This is a genomic window from Streptomyces fulvoviolaceus (assembly GCF_000718165.1).
In the GTDB taxonomy this organism is placed as follows: Bacteria; Actinomycetota; Actinomycetes; order Streptomycetales; family Streptomycetaceae; genus Streptomyces; species Streptomyces fulvoviolaceus.
Genome location: NZ_JOEY01000063.1, coordinates 15,024 through 31,400, shown reverse-complemented (window position 1 = coordinate 31,400; position 16,377 = coordinate 15,024). Strand labels below are relative to the sequence as shown.

The following is a 16,377-nucleotide window of genomic DNA, read 5'->3' as shown; positions in this document are numbered from 1 at the left end:
TTCTTCGGCGAAATTCTTTGGCGAAGACGGGCGCCGGACTCGATCAGCCTCTCATCCGGAGCCCGCTTCGTCGGGGCGTCTTCGATGATCAGGGGGTCAGGCGGGGGTCTCCGCCGTGGCGGTCAGGACCGCGCGGCCGAGGATGTGGCGGGCCATGGTGAAGCCGAGGAACGCGGGGGTGCTGTCGGCCGGGATGCCGATGGTCTCGACGTCGAGGGCGTGCACCACGAAGACGTAGCGGTGCGGGCCGTGCCCGGCCGGCGGGGCCGCGCCGATGAAGCGCCCGGTGCGGGCGTCGTTGGGCACCTGGAAGGCGCCCTCGGGAAGGTTCGAGCCGGTGTCGTCGCCGATGCCCTCGGGCAGCTCGGTGACGGTGGCGGGGAGGTCGGCCACGGCCCAGTGCCAGAAGCCGGAGCCGGTCGGGGCGTCCGGGTCGTACATCGTCACGGCGTAGCTCCTGGTGCCCTCGGGGGCGCCGCTCCACGACAGTTGCGGGGAGACGTCCTTGCCGCCCGGGATGCCGAAGAGACCGGACATCTGCTCGCCGGGCAGGGGGGCGCCGTCGGTCAGTGTGGTGCTGGTGACGGTGAAGGTCGCCGCCTCGGGGAGACGGGCGAAGGGGTCGTTGGCGCTCATGGTGTTGTTCCTTTCACGGAGACGGGCGGAGACAGACGGACATTCCCGGAACGCCGGGATTCACGGACGCTCGTCACCGGAGTCCTCCTGCTCGACGGCGGCAGTGGCGGCAGTGGCGGCATCGCCGGTCGGGCCGACCTGCTGGACCGCATGGGTCGGGTTCGGGTTGAACGTGAGACTGAAGACGTCCGGGCGGGAGTAGTGGCCGGCCGGGTCGTAGGCGTTCTTGGCGATGGCGAGGAGGGCGAAGTCGAGGTCGGCGTAGAGGATGCCCTCCTCGGTCTCGGACAGGGGCTTGGCGAGTTCGCTGCCCTCGGGGCCGTAGATGCGGGTGAAGCCGCCGCCCTGCAGCAGGAGTTCCTTCTTGGCGTCGGTGTCGCAGAACAGGTCCTGGGCGGCCTGGCCGACCGTGGCGCAGGGCGCGAGGACGAAGGTCTGGCCCTCGACGGCGTACACGAGGCTGACGGCGGTGTTCACCTCGGGGCCGAGCGCCGTCGCCTTGCCCCGGTAGACGGAGAAGCTGGGCCAGGAGGCGACGTGGATCTGCTCGCCCTTGCTGTACATCGTGTACTTGGTCAGCGGCTGCATGTTCTCGGCACAGTTCAGCGCGCCCAGCCGGCCGAGTCTGGTCTCGTGGACCTGGATGTCGCTGCCGTCGCCCTCGCCGTAGACGGTGCGCTCGGCGTGGGTCGGCTTGAGTTTGCGGCGTACGGAGAGGATGCGGCCGGTGTCGTCGATGGTCGCCTGGGCCATGTAGAGGCTGCCGGTGATGGTGCGTTCGGCGAAGCCGAGGACGACGAAGACGTGGTGCTCGGCGGCGGCCGCGGCGATGCGGGCCAGGTGTTCTCCGTCGCGGGTCATGGAGTTCTCCGCGTACCGGGCGACGTACTGCATGCCGGCGAGGGGGGAGTCCAGCCAGATCCACCACGGGTAGCCGGGCAGGAACACCTCGGGGAACGCGACCAGTTCGGCCCCGCCGGCCGCGGCCTGGGCGATGAGGTCCACGGCGTGGGCCACTCCGGCGTCGAGGTCCAGCCACTTGGGTTCGGCCTGTACGGCCGCTACGCGCACTACGGAAGACACGTCTCGTACTCCATCTCAGTTCGATCAGGTGTGCATGTGGGAGCGGTGTCCTCCGGTGCGGGTGGGTGAGGATCCGGCTCAGAAACTCTCAGCAGCTGAAGTGCGCCACGGCCTCCTCGTCCCAAGCGATGCCGAGTCCGGGTCCCCGGGCGGTGACCGTGCCGTCCACCGGCTCCATGGACTCGGCCAGCAGGGGTCCGGCGAAGTCGAGGTGCTCCAGCCAGTGGGCCGTCGGGGTCACGGCCAGGGTGTGCGCGCTCGCCTCCATGAAGAGGTGGCTGGACAGGGGGAGGGAGGCCGCGTCCGCCTGGCCCATGGCCTGGATCCAGCCGGTCACGCCGCCGATCTTCATGATGTCCAGCATGCAGAGATCACTGGCCCGGGCGGCGATCGCGTTCGCCATGCCGCGCGGGAACCACCAGTTCTCACCCGTCTGTACGGGGACGGGCGAGGCACGGCGGACAGCGGCATGGCCGTGCAGGTCGTCGGCGGGCACCGGCTCCTCCACCCAGGTGAGGTCGTACACGGCGAGCTTGTTGATCCGCTTCAGCGCCTCGGGGGGAGTGAGCGACTGGTTGTAGTCGACCATCAGCGCCACGTCGGGGCCGATGGTCGCCCGGACCTCCCGTACGACCTTCACGTCGTCCTCGGCGGTCCGGCCCGCGAGTTTGATCTTGATGCCGCGGAAGCCGCGGGCGACCGCCTTCTCCAGGACCGGGGCGTCCTCGGCCGGGTCGACGACGCCGTAACTGTCGTAGGCGGGCAGGGGTTTGGGCTCGCCGCCGAGCAGGGTGACGACGGGCAGCCCGGTCGCCTGGCCGAGCACGTCCCACAGGGCCATGTCGAGGCCGCCCACCACCATCCCCACGAGGCCCTGCCACCCCAGGAGCTTGAAGCGCCGGTCGAAGTCACGCATGCGCTCCGCCGGAGCCACGGACTTCCCGACGAGCTCGGGCCCGATGTCGGAGATGAGGCGGACCAGGGCGCCCAGCGTCCGGTCCGTGTAACCGAAGAGGTACGACCGGCCGCGGATCCCCTCGTGGGTGTCGACGTCGATCAGGACGAGCGGCGCCGTGGGGACGTCACCGACGGCCGTCCGGACCGGCCGGGCCAGGGGGACGTCGACGGCGCGCGCTCGTACCGACCGCATCGTGAGGTGTGGGCTCTCCATCGAACGGCTCACTGCGCGTACGACGGATCGGTGCGGTCGAGCAGGCGGCGCAGGGCGGCCCAGTCGCGGCCGTGGATGAAGGCCTCGTTGGACGTGTCGAACTGCCGGGCGGTGTGCTCGGCGATCTCCTCGTCGCATTCGATGACCGCGCCGCCGGCCTGGGCTGCCACCTGGATCTGGCAGGCCAGTTCGAGGTAGTAGAGGTCCTCGAACGCCGAGCGGACGTCCTCGCCGGTGGTGAGCAGGCCGTGGTTGCGCAGGATCAGCGCCCGCTTGTCGCCGAGGTCGCCGACCAGCTTGTCCTGCATCGCCTCGTCCAGCACGATGCCGCCGAAGTCGTGGTAGGCGAGTCGGCCGTGGAACCGCATGGCGTGCTGGCTGATGTCGAGCAGTCCGCGCGGCTGGGCCGCCACGGCTGAACCGGCCTTGCTGTGGGTGTGCAGTACGCAGGCCACCTCGGGGCGGGCCTGGTGGATGGCGGAGTGGATGATGAAGCCGGCCGGATTCGCACCCGACTCGGGACCGTCCAGGACGTTGCCCGCCAGGTCGACCGTGACCAGGTTCGACGCACAGATCTCTTCGTAGAGCAGGCCGAACGCGTTGATCAGGAACCGGTCGTGGGTGCCGGGTACCCGGGCGGAGATGTGGTTGTAGATCATGTCGGTCCAGCCGAACCGGGCGATCAGCCGGTAGCAGGCGGCCAGATCGACTCGTACCGCCCACTCCTGCGCACTGACGCGCTCCCGGACCGTGGGGTCGGGCAGGGCGATGGTGCCCCAGGTGGGACTGGTCGGGTGAGGGGATGTGATCATGCGCGATCCTTCCCTGGCGATCGAAGGGCCGGGGGAGCGGCCGTCGCTTGAAAGGCTATGAGGCCGCGCCGACCAGGCGGAGGTGTGAACCCTCCACTAGGTCCACCTGTCCGGCGTATGATTCACACACCCTGCCAAGTGCTGGAGCGGACGTCTCATGGATCGCGCCGAGGATGACCACACCGAGGATTTCCAGGACCACTACCCCGCGGAGCACGTCCGGGAGCTGATCGAACGGCAGCGTCGCCGGGAGCGTGAGCTGTCCAGCCTGTACGCCACGGCACGTTCCGTGACCGTCCTGCGGGGACTGGACGAGGTGCTGGCCAGTGTCGTCGAGAACGCCCATGACCTGATCGGCACCGACATCGCCTACCTGACGGTGCTGGAGGAGAACGGGACGCATCTGCGGGTGCGTGCCACGGCCGGCACACTCACCTCGGGTTTCGACGAGCGGGTGCACGCGCCGGCCCACGTCGGCATCGCCGGGCGGGTGGCCGGCACGCGGGCTCCGTACTGGGAGAGCGACTACCTGGCGTCGACCGAGATCGTCCACGATCCGGTGGTCGACGCCGCCATCGAGGCGGAGGGCATCGTGTCGATGCTCGGGGTTCCGCTGGTCGCGGGCGACCGGTTCCTCGGCACGCTGATCGCGGCGAACCGGGAGGAGCGGCCGTTCGTCCGGGACGACGTCGCCCTGCTGAGCGCCTTCGGGGACCACGCCGCGGTGGCGCTGGAGAACGCCCGTCTCTACGACGAGAGCCGACGGGCGCTGCACGCCCTGGAAACGGCGTACGCCACCATCAAGGCCGCCGAAGCCGTCCACGAGGCGCTCACCCGTGTGGTGCTGGTCGGCGGTGACGTGGGCGCCGTCGCGGACCTCGTCGCGGACACCCTGGGCGGCGGTGTACTGGTCCTCGATCACGCCGAGCGTGTCCTCGTCTCGCGCGGGCAGCCCGCCGACGAGGACGAGGCGAAGGTGCGCGAGCGAGCCCTCCTCGCCGCCGCCCCGCGCATGGCCGCGGCGATCGTCCACGGCATCGAGGAGAGCCGGAGGTCGGGACGCTGCGTCACCGTCGACCGCGGCGCCATGCTGCGCCACACCGTGGCGGCGGTCATGGTCGGCGCGACTCACATGGGCGCCCTGGTCCTCTCACGCCACAGCGACCCGACGCCGGTCGAGGCGCGCACCCTGGAGCGCGCCGCACAGACCGCTGCCCTGCTGACCCTCACGCAGGACGCCGTCGTACGGGCCGAGGAACGCGTACGGGGCGAACTGCTCACCCAACTGCTCACCGCCCCACGCCCGTTCTCCTCCGAGCTCGCGCTGCGCGCACGCGCCAGGCACATCGAGCCCTCGCAGCTCGACACCGTCCTGGTGGTGGACGCGGCGGACGGCCGTCTGAGCGACACCACCCGTCTGTTGCACGGCATCGCGGAAGAGTACGACGGCCTGGCGGGCGAGCACCTCGGTGTCCCCGTCGCGCTGATCCGTACCCGGGGCGCCCAGGGCGCCGACCAGGCCGCGAGAAGCGTTCACCAGCGTCTCAGGCGAGGGCTCGGCGCCCCCGTTCTCGTCTGTGCCGCACCTGTCCCGCCCGTCGCGGAACCACTCGGCGGCGGCGTCACCCTGGCGAGCCGCTGCTGCCGACTGCTGCGCGGGATCGGAGTGCGTGACGGCGGCGCCGGCACGGAGCGCCTCGCGATGTACGCGATCCTGTTCGATCCTGACCGGGCCCAGGACCTGGAGTCGTTCCTCGAGGAGTCCGTCGGCCGGGTCGTCGCTCACGACGCCGAGCGGGGAGCCGACCTACTGGGCACCCTCACCGCGTACTTCGCCAACTCCCGCAACGTCGCCGGCACCGCCCGCGCCCTGCACATCCACACCAACACGCTCCTCAAGCGGATCGAGCGCATCGGCGGCCTGCTCGGGCAGGACTGGCAACAGCCCGACAACGCCCTGAGGCTTCAGCTTGCGGTCCACCTGCACGACCTGGCCCGACAGGTCGACCAGGCCGATGTCGCACCGGGCTGATCACGTCCCCTGCAGTGCCCGACCGGTCTCTTGAGCCCCGGCAAGTTGAATTCACACTGGCCGGGGCTCTTTTCGTGCCGCCGATTTGCCTCAGAGGCAATTCTGCGTACCTGAACCATGCTCGCGGTGAGAATTCGGTAACCCTGCTTTATTCCGGATGACCTCGTTCGGTAATTCCCACTGGCTGAAGTGGTCTTCATAAGCAGCGACGAGGTGTCAAGGCCTCGGCGCCTCGCATGGAGGATTTTCATGCCTGAGCTGTATTTCCATGTGCGCTGGCCCGACGGCGAGACCCAGCGTTGTTACTCACCTTCTACGGTAATCGAGGACTATCTCACCACCGGTGGCGTGTACGAACTCGGGGACTTCGTGGAACGGAGCCGGACGGCGCTCGGCATCGCGAGCGACCGGGTGCGCGAGAAGTACGGGTTCGCGTGCACCGGGGCGTCCGACCAGCTGGCGCAGATCGAGGAGACCGCGGCCGCGTACGCCTCCCTGCACGGGGCCGAGGTCACCGTCGAGGCCCTGAGCAACGCCGACGGGAGCGTGCGGTGAACGCGCGGCGGCTGGCGGGAGCCCACTACCCGGTGGCGGTCGTCGGCGGCGGTCAGGCCGGTCTGTCGGTCAGTTACTGCCTGCGCGAGCGCGGCATCGAGCACGTCGTCGTCGAGCGGAACCGGGTCGGCCACGAGTGGCGCGAGCGCCGCTGGGGATCGTTCTGTCTGGTGACCCCCAACTGGCAGTGCAAACTGCCTGGTTACCCCTACCAGGGGGACGACCCCGACGGCTTCATGGTCCGCGACGAGATCATCCGGTATCTGGAGGAGTACGTCGCCTTCTTCCAGCCCCCGCTCGTGGAGGGCGTGTCCGTCACCGGGCTGCGCCGAGGCGTCGGCGGGATCTTCGAACTGGCCACCACCGAGGGGAAGTTCACCGCCGACCAGGTGGTCGTGGCCACCGGCCCGTACCACACCCCGTCCGTTCCGCGCATGGCCGAGCGACTGCCCGTCGGCGTCGAGCAGATCCACTCCTCCCGCTACCGCAACCCGGAACAGGTGCCCGAGGGTGCCGTCCTGGTGGTCGGCACGGGACAGTCCGGCTGCCAGATCGCCGAGGATCTGCACCTGGCCGGCCGACAGGTCCACCTGGCCGTCGGCAGCGCGCCCCGCGTCGCCCGCTTCTACCGCGGCCGGGACTGCGTCGCCTGGCTGGACGACATGGGCTACTACAACAAGGGCATCGACGAGTTCGACGACGCGGGTGCCGTCCGGATGCGGGTCAACCACTACGTCACCGGGCGCGACGGAGGCCGTGACATCGACCTGCGCGCCTTCGCACGCGACGGAATGCGCCTGTACGGGCGGCTGACCGGCATCGACGGCGCGACACTCGACTTCGCCGACGACCTGAAGGTCAACCTCGACCGGGCGGACGCCGTCGCCGAAGGCATCAAGGACAGCATCGACGCGCACATCACCGCACAGGGGATCGAGGCTCCCGACGAGCCCCGGTACGTCCCCGTGTGGGAACCCTCCGAGCAGCCCGACGCGCTCGATCTGGCCGAGGCCGGTATCACCTCGGTCGTCTGGTCGACCGGATTCACCCGCGACCACCGGTGGGTCGAGATACCCGCCTTCGACGGGCGCGGCTACCCGATGCACTGGCGCGGCGCCACCAGCACGCCCGGCCTGTACTTCCTGGGTCTGCCCTGGCAGTACTCGTGGGGCTCCGGACGCTTCGAGGCGGTGGGCCGGGACGCGGAGTTCCTCGCGAACCACATCGACGCCTCGCGCCGTATGGCGGATGTCTGCGGCACCCTCACCGGCGCCCCCAGCGAACTCACCTCCGCGCTCCCGATCGGCTGAAGCTCATGGTCTTCGACGCACACCGCCACATCGGCGTCCTGCCCGCGTACCCCTTCTACGGCGGACCGCCCGTCAACCCCGACACCACCGCCCGCGCCACCGTCAAGCAGCTGATCGCCGACCTGGACGCGGAGGGCACCGAACGCGCCCTGGTCATCCCCAACTACGGGGTCCCCGACCCCGAGATCGCCTTCTCCTTCAACGAGCTGGCGATCGAGGCCGCCCAGAGCGACGACCGGATCCGGGCCGGGCTGTGGGTGTCCCCGCGCCCCGAGGACGAGCACCGCACCGCGCACGCCCTCGCCCTGGCCCGCGAACAAGGCGTGAAGGCGCTGAAACTCAGCTTTCTGCTGGGCGGGCGCCCGACGGACCCGGCTTGTCGCCCCCTCCTGGACCGCATCTTCCACGAGGCCGAACGCCTGGACCTCGTGGTGCACGTCCACACCTCACCGGGTGCGGCCTCCGACATCGACGAGGTCGGCCACCTCGTCGACTGGTACGCCGACCGGGTCCCCGTCCATCTCGTGCACTTCGGCGGCGGGATGAGCGGCCACATCAAGCTTGTCGGCTCGCGGTTCTTCGACTGGATCGAAGGCGGCAAGCGGGTCTACACCGACCTCTCCTGGGCCATCGGCTTCACGCCGCGTTGGCTGGCCCAGGAGATCGAGCGCCGCGGTATCGGCCACGACCGGGTGCTCTTCGCCAGTGACCAGCCGTGGGGCGACTTCACGGGCGAGTACGCCCGGCTCGCCGAAGCGACCGGTGGCGGCGAACTCGGCGAGCTGGTCTTCCGGGACACGTTCGCCTCGCTCTACGACTGACCGTCCCCACCCACCGACCCGTTCGCACCACTCGTACAAGGAGACAGACATGTCCGAAACCACCGTCGAGCTCAGCGAGATCGAGCAGAAGTCCCTCAACGAGATCCCTCACCCGTCCCTGCCCGAGGGCACCAGCATCTACGGCGACACCAAGGTCTTCCCCGACTACAAGGCCGAGGACGGCGAGACCTACTTCACCCTCGTCCACGGCATCGCCCACGAGTCCTCGGTGTCCTTCGTCGCCGTCCTCCAGGCGACCCGCGCCCTGCGCAAGGGCTTCGAGACGGCCATCTACTTCTACGGCCCGGGTTCGCTCAACTGCCTGGCCACGCGCGGCTTCCCGACGGTCGGCAACTCCGCCTTCCCCGGCGAGCACAACATCAACAACCAGCTCAAGACGTTCATCGCCGAGGGCGGCAAGGTCTTCTGCTGCCGCTTCGGGCTGTCCCTGCACGGCGCCCGCGAGGAGGACCTCATCGAGGGCGTCATCCCCACCCACCCCCTCGACGTCCAGGACGCGCTGATCCACTACGCGCGCAAGGGCGCCATCATCAACTCCACCTACCAGCTGTAGGGAGGACGACCGTGAGCGTTGGCACCGATACGACAAGTACGGCGGTGGATGTGCGGATCATGACCCGCGCCGAACTCGCCCTGCACGGAGTGGCGTTGGACGCGCCCGTGCGACGGCCCGACGGCGCGGGGCCCAGCGACGACGGGCACGTCCTCGTCGACGGTGCCAACGCCGCGCTGCCCACCAACCCCGACAGCCCCTACTCCGTACGCGACGGCAAGGTGTGGCTCGGCGACGAGGACACCGGCCTGACCCTGACCGCCGTACGCCGCCCGAAGTTCTACGACCTGACCACGGCCGACGGCACCCGCTACGAACAGATCGCCCGGCTGCACGGCTCGGACGTCCTCGCCACCACCGTCGTCCAGACCTGTATCCGCTACGCCGAGGCCGACCGCTGCCGCTTCTGCACCATTGAGGAGTCCCTGCGCTCCGGAGCGACGGTCGCCGCGAAGACCCCGGCCCAGCTCGCCGAAGTCGCCGAAGCGGCGGTGCGGTTGGACGGTGTCAAGCAGATGGTGATGACCACGGGCACGACGACCGGCGCGGACCGGGGCGCACGGAATCTCGTACGGTCCGTGCGTGCCGTTCTCGAGGCGGTGCCCGGACTGCCCATCCAGGTGCAGTGCGAACCGCCCGGGGACCTCTCCTGGATACGGGAACTGCACGAGGCCGGCGCCACCGCCATCGGCATCCATGTCGAATCCCTCGACGACGAGGTGCGGCGGCGCTGGATGCCCGGCAAGTCCACCGTCCCGATGTCCGAGTACGAGGCGGCGTGGGACGAGGCCGTCCGCGTCTTCGGGCCCAATCGGGTCTCCACCTATCTGCTCGTCGGCCTGGGCGAGGATGCCGACGAACTCATCGCGGGCGCGGGGGAGTTGATCGACCGGGGCGTGTACCCGTTCGTCGTGCCCTTCCGCCCGATGGGCGGCACGCTCGCTGCCCGCGACGGGGCCGGCGCCCCGGACGCGGACCTGCTGCGGTACGTCACCGAGGGCGTCGCCGCGAAACTGCGCGCCGCCGGGATGAGCGGCGCCGACCAGAAGGCCGGCTGCGCGGCGTGCGGGGCGTGCAGCGTGCTGAAGACGGCGGGTGGGTGATGTCCGGGTACCTCGACGGCTCCACGGCACTGCCCGTGGCGGACAGGCCGGTCGACATCCTGGCGCTTCTCGGAGACCGCAGCACTCTCGCTCGCCGACCTGCCTTCCATATCGAACAGGCCGCCGACAAAGATGAGTTGGCCGCCTACCGCCGACTGCGCCGGGACGCCTTCGTCCACGAGCAGGGCCTCTTCACGGGCCACGACCTGGATGACCGGGACGCCGATCCTCGTACGCTCGTGCTGGTCGCCAAGGACCACGTGGGAGCTGTCGTCGGCGGCGTACGGCTCGGTCCTGTCGCGGACGGCCTCGACATCGGCTGGTGGGCCGGCGGCCGACTCGTCGTCGCACCCGGCGCCCGCGGCCCGCAGGGCATCGGGGCCGCACTCGTCCGGGCGGCCTGCGCGCGGGCGGAGGCCGAGGGGGCGCTGCGCTTCGACGCGACGGTCCAGGCCCGCAATGAGGTCCTCTTCAAGCGGCTCGGCTGGCGCCGGGTGCGTGAGGCGACGGTCGCGGGTGCGCCACACGTGCTGATGCGGTGGCCGATCGCACGGATCGCGGCACAGGCGGCGGTCACGAAGGCCGTGCTGGGACCCCTGCTCGCCGCGCTGCCCGCTCCCGCGGGTTTCGCCGGTGACGACGGCGCGCCCGTCCCCGGTACGGACGTGATCGCCGCCTGCGACGCGATCGTGCCGTCCATGGTCGAGAGGGATCCCGAGTGGGCGGGCTGGTGCTCGGTCCTCGTGAACGTCAACGACCTTGCGGCAATGGGTGCTTCACCGCTCGGACTGCTCGACGCGGTGGGCGCGAAGGACGCGGTGCACGCCGCACGGATCCTCGCCGGACTGGCGCGCGCGGCCGACGCGTACGGCGTGCCGGTCCTCGGCGGGCACACCCAACTGGGCGTACCCGCAGCCCTGTCGGTCACCGCACTCGGACGCACGGACCATCCGGTGCCGGGCGGCGGCGGGCGTCCCGGACACACCGTACGGCTGACCGCCGACCTCGGCGGGAGCTGGCGCGCGGGTTACCGGGGCCGCCAGTGGGACTCGACCACCCACCGTCGTACGGGCGAACTGCGTGCCATGACCGGCGCGGTGGCCGCCACCAGGCCCGCCGCCGCGAAGGACGTGTCGATGGCCGGGATCGCCGGGACCCTCGGCATGCTCGCCGAGGCGAGCGGCTGCGGGGCCGTGCTCGACGTGGCCGCCGTACCCCGGCCGAGTGAGGCGTCCACGGGTGACTGGCTGACCTGCTTCCCCGGCTTCGCGATGCTCACCACCGATGCGCCCGGTGCCCCGCCGCTTGCCGCCGGGCCCGCGACGGGCGCCGTGTGCGGGGAGCTGACAGAAGGACACGGCGTCGGGCTGCGCTGGCCCGACGGAGAGATCACAGAAGCGGTCACCTCCACGGTGACCGGGATGGGGACAGCATGAGCACCCTGCGTATGGCGGCCGTGGCCGCCGAGTTCGGCCGCGACCTGGAAGAGGACTTCGCGATCGCCGAGCGGCTGATCAAGGAGGCCCGGGCCGCGGGCGTACGGCTGCTGGCCCTGCCGGAGGCCTGCCTGGGCGGCTATCTCCTCAGCCTGGACAATGATGTCGAACTCGACGCAGGGCCACCCGCGCTCGCCCTCGACGGTCCCGAGATCCGCCGCCTGGCCTCCCTGGCGGGTGAGATGACCGTCGTCGCGGGCTACTGCGAGGCGGGTGCGGACGGACACCGCTACAACAGCGTCGTCTGCGTCAACGGCGACGGCGTGCTCGGCAACCACCGCAAGGTCCACCAGCCGCTCAGCGAGGACGCCAGCTACGCCTCCGGTGACCGCTTCCACGCCTTCGACACCCCGGTCGGCAGGATCGGCATGATGATCTGCTACGACAAGGCCTTCCCCGAATCCGCCCGCGCCCTCGCGCTGGACGGCGCCGAGATCGGTGTGGTCGTCTCGGCCTGGCCCGGCGCGCGCACCAACGCCGCGACCGACCTCGTCAACGACCGCTGGAAGCGCCGCTTCGACCTCTTCGACCGGGCCCGCGCACTGGAGAACCAGATCGTATGGATCTCCGCGAACCAGGCGGGTACGTTCGGGTCGCTACGCTTCGTCGGGAGCGCCAAGGTCGTCGACCCGGGCGGCGAGATCATCGCCGACACCGGTGTCGAAGCCGGCCTGGCGATCGCCGAACTCGACGTCGCCCAGGCCCTGGAGACCGCCCGCCGCTCGATGGGGCACCTGCGCGACCGGCGCCCGGAAACCTACACCCACGCAGGAGCAGTCAGCACATGAGCACGATCCGGATCGCGGCCGCCGCCGCCCACTTCGGCCGCGACCTGGAGTTCGACCTGGCCCGCATCGCGAAACTCATCGACGACGCCCGGTCCTCGGGGGCCGGCCTGCTGGTCCTGCCCGACGCCGCGCTCGGGGGCTACCTCGCGGACCTGCGTCACCCCGACCCCGAGGCGCTGCCCCCGGCGCTCAAGCCGGACGACCCGCTGATCCTCCAAGTCGCCCGCCTGGCGGCCGAGATGGTGGTCTGCGTCGGCTACTGCGAGGACGGTGGTGACGAGCGCCACAACGCCGCCGTCTGCGTCAGCGGCGACGGGATTCTCGGCCGCCACCGCAAGGTCCACCTCCCGGCCGGCGAGGTCGCCGCCTACGCCCCGGGCGACCGCTTCGACGCCTTCGACACTCCGGTCGGCCGGATCGGCATGCTCATCGACTACGACAAGACGTTCCCGGAGTCCGCACGGTCGCTGGCGTTGGACGGCGCGGAAATCCTCGCCTGCCTGTCGGCCTGGCCCACCAGCATCACCAACCGCGCCCCGCGCATGGCCCAGGACCGCCAGGCCAAGCTCTTCGACCTCTACGACCAGGCCCGCGCCGCCGAGAACCAGGTCGTCCTCGCCTCCTCCAACCAGACCGGCGCCATGGGCGGCATGCGCTTCCTCGGCCAGGCCAAGGTCGTCGGCCCCGGCGGCGACATCCTCGCCCGCACCTGGGCCAAGGCGGGCCTGGCCGTGGCCGAGATCGACATCGCCGAGGAGATCGACCGCGCCCGCCGCGTCCTGCGCCACCTCGACGAGCGCAGGCCCGCCGCCTACCGGGAGAACCCTTCGTGACGACGATGAAGATCGCGCTGCTCAGCTATTCCACCAAGCCACGCGGCGGCGTCGTCCACACCCTCGCCCTCGCCGAGGCACTGGCCGCAGCCGGTGAGGACGTCACCGTCTGGTCGCTGGGGCGGGGTGGCGACTCCGGCTTCTTCCGAGAGGTCAGCCCGGACGTGCGGACACGGATCGTGCCGTTCCCCGACGGCCCGGAGGGCGAGACCGTCGGCGAGCGCATCCTGCGCTCCATCGCCACCCTCCGCGACGCCTTCGACCCCACCCTCTACGACATCGTCCACGCCCAGGACTGCATCAGCGCCAACGCGGCGGGCCGCTGCATCCGCACCGTCCACCACCTCGACCACTTCACCACGCCCGAACTGGCCGCCTGCCACGAACGGGCCATCGTCGAGCCCTACGCGCACATCTGTGTCTCACGGTCGGTCGCGGACGAACTCGCCGCGGGCTGGGACCTGAAGGCGGAGGTCATCGCGAACGGAGTGGCATACGAGCGGTTCGCGGCCACCGACATGGCGGCTCGGGCGGCCTGGCGCGCCCGCCTCGGCCACTACGTCCTCACCGTCGGCGGTATCGAACCCCGCAAGGGCTCCCTCGACCTGCTGGAGGCGTACGCGCTCCTGCGGACCGAACATCCCGGCGTACGGCTGGTGGTCGCGGGCGGTGAGACCCTCTTCGACTACCGGGACTACCGCGCCCGTTGGGAGTCCCGGGCGTCCGAACTCGGTGTCGAACCGGTCGTCCTCGGACCGGTCCCCGACGAGGAACTCCCGCCCCTGGTCGCCGCCGCCGACACCTTCGCCTTCCCGTCCCTCAAGGAGGGCTTCGGGCTCGCCGCGATGGAGGCGCTGGCCGCCGGGGTCCCGCTGGTCGTCCGCGACCTCCCCGTCCTGCGCGAGGTCTTCGGAGCCACCGCCCGCTTCGGCGCCACCCCGGAAGACCTGGCCGCCGAACTCGGCCAGGCCCTCACGCGACACGACCCGGCCAGGCGGGCCGCCGGCCGGGAACTGGCCGCCCGCCACACCTGGGACACCGCCGCGCGACGCCACCTGGACTTCTACCGCTCCCTGAACTGAACGCTCGGCGGTGGGGGCTGCCGTAGACGGCGTTCTTGGTCCCGAGGGCCGGGGGCAACGGCGTTCGAACACGGGGCGGTCCAGGCGCAACGACCTGCTACGTGGGACGATCGGCCCCGTGGGAGGTGGCGTCGGCATGCGAGGAGACCGCGTTGCGCGTTCTGGTCGTCGGTGATCGATTCATCCTTGCCGGGTACTGCGTCGACGCCCCGGCGGACGTGTGTGGTGCGCGCTTCGGGCCGGGCCGCAGCGTCGACCGGTCGGGGAGCGAGGCGCAGCAGCACGCGGCGCGGCAGACCATGGAGTGGTGCGGGGCCGGGGCCGCGGCAGTGCTCGGCGAGATCGTGGGCACGGTGGGCGAGGCCGAGGCGCCGGCTGTGCCGGACCAGGAGCCGCTTCCCGCGGACAGTCCCTGGCGCGGTCCGGCCGACGTCCCGTTCACCACGCACCAAGCCGGTGACACGACCGCCAGGACGCTGCGCCGCAGCGGTCAGTGCCCGCGACCTGGGGCGGGTGTGAACGTTGGCGCGTGAACTGGTGCTCGGTGTCGACGCGGGACACACCGTGACCAAGGCCGTGCTGTTCGACGGCGCCGGCCGACCGGTGGCGCGGGGCAGCGGCATGCTTCCGCTGAGCACCCCTCGTCCCCGCTGGGTCGAGCGGGACATGGACGCCGTGTGGCGGACGGCGCACCAGGCCATCGCCGCCTGTCTCGCCGAGGCGGGCCCGGACGCGGGGCGAGCCGTGGCCGCGGTGGGGCTGGCCGGGCACGGCGACGGACTGTACGCCGTCGACGACCGGGGCAGGCCGGTGCGGGCCGCTATCGTGGCCATGGACACGCGCGCCGAAGCGGTACTGGAGGAGTGGCGGGGCACCCCGGTCTGGTCCCGTGCCCTGGAGCTGTCGGGCACGGTGCCCTTCGCGGGGTCCCCGGCCGCTCTGCTGGCCTGGCTCGCCCGCCATGAGCCCGGCGTGCTTCAAGAGGCCCGTTGGCTGTTGTCCTGCAAGGACTGGCTGCGTCTGAGACTGACGGGTGCGGTGGCCACCGATCCCACGGACGCCAGCGCCTCCTTCACCGACATGAGGCGTGGCGGCTACTCGCCGGAGCTGCTCGACCTGTACGGCCTCGGAGCGCTCGCCGGCCTGCTGCCACCCGTCCTGGCCTGCGACGCCGTGAGCGGAACCGTCACCCCCGAGGCCGCCGCGCTCACCGGGCTCACCGCCGGCACCCCCGTCGTCACGGGCGCCCATGACGTCGACGCCGCCGCGCTCGGGCTCGGCGGCACGGTGCCGGGCGAACTGTGCCTGATCGCCGGGTCGTTCAGCATCAACCAGGTGGTCAGCGAGCGACCCGTCGTCGACCCGCGCTGGCAGGTCCGTCACTTCGTCCGCCCGGGGCAGTGGATGACCATGTCCACCTCACCGGCATCGGTGGCGAACCTGGAGTGGTTCCTGCGGGTGACGGGCGCGCCGGCCGAGCAACGGGACGGGGTCCACGAGGCGATCGGCCGCGAGGTCGAGGCACAACTGGACGGTCCGTCGGAGGTGTTGTTCCACCCGTTCGTCTACGGCTCCCCGTACCCGGGGGCGACGTCCGGGACGTTCCTCGGTCTGCGTGGTTGGCACGGCCGCGGCCATCTGCTGCGGGCCCTGATGGAAGGCGTCGTCCTCAATCACCGCTGGCACGTCGACGCGCTCTGCTCGAAGCTGCCGATCAGCGGGGCGGCCCGGCTGACCGGCGGCGCCGCGCACAGCGCGGTGTGGAGCCAGATGTTCGCCGACGCCCTACGGCGGCCGGTCGTGGTGACCGACGTGCAGGAGAGTGCCGCCCGGGGAGCGGCGCTGCTCGCCGCCACCGCCGTAGGACTGCTCGACGGCGTGACGGACCCGCGCGCCGGCGCGGCCGTGCTCAGGCGCCACGAGCCCCACCCCGACCGGGTCGCCGTACTCGACGAGGCGTACCAGGTGTACCGGGAGGCGCTGGAGGCTCTCGGACCGGTCTGGGCCCGCTTGGACGCGTCCAAGACCGCGGAGTGAGCACGCAACGTGTCCCCTGCGTTACGCATAACCAGGGTCACGGA

The 16,377-nt window shown here is 71.1% G+C and carries 16 protein-coding genes; 12 read left to right on the top strand and 4 right to left on the bottom strand.

Annotated features, from left to right (window positions below; genetic code table 11):
• Nucleotides 1–96: 96 nt before the first annotated feature.
• From IG08_RS0145650 to IG08_RS0145635, 4 genes are all read right to left on the bottom strand, one after another.
• The gene (locus tag IG08_RS0145650) at nucleotides 97–636 is read right to left on the bottom strand and encodes a YbhB/YbcL family Raf kinase inhibitor-like protein (RefSeq protein WP_030618129.1); all 540 of its coding nucleotides are present in this window, start codon (nucleotides 634–636) and stop codon (nucleotides 97–99) included.
• A 60-nt stretch (nucleotides 637–696) separates the two neighbouring features.
• Nucleotides 697–1,719 carry a carbon-nitrogen hydrolase family protein gene (locus IG08_RS0145645; protein ID WP_078655995.1) on the bottom strand — a complete coding sequence of 341 codons (1,023 nt, stop codon included), beginning with the start codon at nucleotides 1,717–1,719 and terminating at the stop codon, nucleotides 697–699.
• An 88-nt stretch (nucleotides 1,720–1,807) separates the two neighbouring features.
• Nucleotides 1,808–2,890: an enolase C-terminal domain-like protein gene (locus tag IG08_RS0145640; RefSeq protein WP_030618122.1), complete on the bottom strand. Its 1,083-nt coding sequence runs from the start codon at nucleotides 2,888–2,890 to the stop codon at nucleotides 1,808–1,810.
• Between the two features lie 8 nt (nucleotides 2,891–2,898).
• Nucleotides 2,899–3,702 (bottom strand): class II aldolase/adducin family protein, encoded by an 804-nt coding sequence (locus tag IG08_RS0145635; protein WP_030618118.1) that lies wholly within the window; start codon nucleotides 3,700–3,702, stop codon nucleotides 2,899–2,901.
• A 157-nt stretch (nucleotides 3,703–3,859) separates the two neighbouring features.
• Here IG08_RS0145635 and IG08_RS0145630 point away from each other — a divergent pair, with 157 nt between their 5' ends.
• The 12 genes from IG08_RS0145630 (at nucleotide 3,860) to IG08_RS0145575 (ending at nucleotide 16,333) form a co-directional block, all read left to right on the top strand.
• Complete coding sequence (locus IG08_RS0145630; RefSeq protein WP_030618114.1) at nucleotides 3,860–5,734, top strand: helix-turn-helix domain-containing protein; 1,875 nt, start codon at nucleotides 3,860–3,862, stop codon at nucleotides 5,732–5,734.
• Nucleotides 5,735–5,983: 249 nt separating this feature from the next.
• Nucleotides 5,984–6,289 (top strand): MSMEG_0570 family nitrogen starvation response protein, encoded by a 306-nt coding sequence (locus IG08_RS0145625; protein ID WP_030618110.1) that lies wholly within the window; start codon nucleotides 5,984–5,986, stop codon nucleotides 6,287–6,289.
• The gene (locus IG08_RS0145620) at nucleotides 6,286–7,599 is read left to right on the top strand and encodes an MSMEG_0569 family flavin-dependent oxidoreductase (protein WP_030618106.1); all 1,314 of its coding nucleotides are present in this window, start codon (nucleotides 6,286–6,288) and stop codon (nucleotides 7,597–7,599) included. The genes IG08_RS0145625 and IG08_RS0145620 overlap by 4 nt, the downstream gene beginning before the upstream one ends.
• Before the next feature lie 5 nt (nucleotides 7,600–7,604).
• Nucleotides 7,605–8,420, top strand: a complete 816-nt coding sequence (locus IG08_RS0145615) for an amidohydrolase family protein (RefSeq protein WP_030618101.1) — start codon at nucleotides 7,605–7,607, stop codon at nucleotides 8,418–8,420.
• A 49-nt stretch (nucleotides 8,421–8,469) separates the two neighbouring features.
• Entirely contained in the window at nucleotides 8,470–8,994 is a 525-nt protein-coding gene (locus IG08_RS0145610) for an MSMEG_0572/Sll0783 family nitrogen starvation response protein (RefSeq protein ID WP_030618098.1), read from the top strand.
• 11 nt (nucleotides 8,995–9,005) lie between these two features.
• On the top strand, nucleotides 9,006–10,097 hold the full coding sequence (locus IG08_RS0145605; protein ID WP_234343141.1) for an MSMEG_0568 family radical SAM protein: 1,092 nt from the start codon (nucleotides 9,006–9,008) through the stop codon (nucleotides 10,095–10,097).
• Nucleotides 10,097–11,533, top strand: coding sequence for an MSMEG_0567/sll0787 family protein (locus tag IG08_RS0145600; RefSeq protein WP_052425169.1), 1,437 nt, complete (start codon nucleotides 10,097–10,099; stop codon nucleotides 11,531–11,533). The genes IG08_RS0145605 and IG08_RS0145600 overlap by 1 nt, the downstream gene beginning before the upstream one ends.
• Nucleotides 11,530–12,381 carry a carbon-nitrogen hydrolase family protein gene (locus IG08_RS0145595; protein WP_030618089.1) on the top strand — a complete coding sequence of 284 codons (852 nt, stop codon included), beginning with the start codon at nucleotides 11,530–11,532 and terminating at the stop codon, nucleotides 12,379–12,381. The genes IG08_RS0145600 and IG08_RS0145595 overlap by 4 nt, the downstream gene beginning before the upstream one ends.
• Nucleotides 12,378–13,214 carry a carbon-nitrogen hydrolase family protein gene (locus tag IG08_RS0145590; protein WP_030618086.1) on the top strand — a complete coding sequence of 279 codons (837 nt, stop codon included), beginning with the start codon at nucleotides 12,378–12,380 and terminating at the stop codon, nucleotides 13,212–13,214. The genes IG08_RS0145595 and IG08_RS0145590 overlap by 4 nt, the downstream gene beginning before the upstream one ends.
• A 5-nt stretch (nucleotides 13,215–13,219) precedes the next feature.
• On the top strand, nucleotides 13,220–14,296 hold the full coding sequence (locus IG08_RS0145585) for an MSMEG_0565 family glycosyltransferase (protein WP_030618083.1): 1,077 nt from the start codon (nucleotides 13,220–13,222) through the stop codon (nucleotides 14,294–14,296).
• 152 nt (nucleotides 14,297–14,448) lie between these two features.
• Nucleotides 14,449–14,829 (top strand): hypothetical protein, encoded by a 381-nt coding sequence (locus IG08_RS0145580; protein ID WP_030618082.1) that lies wholly within the window; start codon nucleotides 14,449–14,451, stop codon nucleotides 14,827–14,829.
• Nucleotides 14,819–16,333: an FGGY-family carbohydrate kinase gene (locus IG08_RS0145575; protein ID WP_030618079.1), complete on the top strand. Its 1,515-nt coding sequence runs from the start codon at nucleotides 14,819–14,821 to the stop codon at nucleotides 16,331–16,333. Before IG08_RS0145580 ends, IG08_RS0145575 begins: the two co-directional genes overlap by 11 nt.
• Nucleotides 16,334–16,377: the final 44 nt, after the last annotated feature.

What these genes read in the sequence shown, in the direction of transcription:
- IG08_RS0145650 (WP_030618129.1), bottom strand. Translation starts at nt 636, where the DNA reads ATGAGCGCCAACGACCCCTTCGCCCGTCTCCCCGAGGCGGCGACCTTC.
- IG08_RS0145640 (WP_030618122.1), bottom strand. Translation starts at nt 2,890, where the DNA reads ATGGAGAGCCCACACCTCACGATGCGGTCGGTACGAGCGCGCGCCGTC.
- IG08_RS0145635 (WP_030618118.1), bottom strand. Translation starts at nt 3,702, where the DNA reads ATGATCACATCCCCTCACCCGACCAGTCCCACCTGGGGCACCATCGCC.
- IG08_RS0145630 (WP_030618114.1), top strand. Translation starts at nt 3,860, where the DNA reads ATGGATCGCGCCGAGGATGACCACACCGAGGATTTCCAGGACCACTAC.
- IG08_RS0145625 (WP_030618110.1), top strand. Translation starts at nt 5,984, where the DNA reads ATGCCTGAGCTGTATTTCCATGTGCGCTGGCCCGACGGCGAGACCCAG.
- IG08_RS0145615 (WP_030618101.1), top strand. Translation starts at nt 7,605, where the DNA reads ATGGTCTTCGACGCACACCGCCACATCGGCGTCCTGCCCGCGTACCCC.
- IG08_RS0145610 (WP_030618098.1), top strand. Translation starts at nt 8,470, where the DNA reads ATGTCCGAAACCACCGTCGAGCTCAGCGAGATCGAGCAGAAGTCCCTC.
- IG08_RS0145600 (WP_052425169.1), top strand. Translation starts at nt 10,097, where the DNA reads ATGTCCGGGTACCTCGACGGCTCCACGGCACTGCCCGTGGCGGACAGG.
- IG08_RS0145595 (WP_030618089.1), top strand. Translation starts at nt 11,530, where the DNA reads ATGAGCACCCTGCGTATGGCGGCCGTGGCCGCCGAGTTCGGCCGCGAC.
- IG08_RS0145590 (WP_030618086.1), top strand. Translation starts at nt 12,378, where the DNA reads ATGAGCACGATCCGGATCGCGGCCGCCGCCGCCCACTTCGGCCGCGAC.
- IG08_RS0145585 (WP_030618083.1), top strand. Translation starts at nt 13,220, where the DNA reads ATGAAGATCGCGCTGCTCAGCTATTCCACCAAGCCACGCGGCGGCGTC.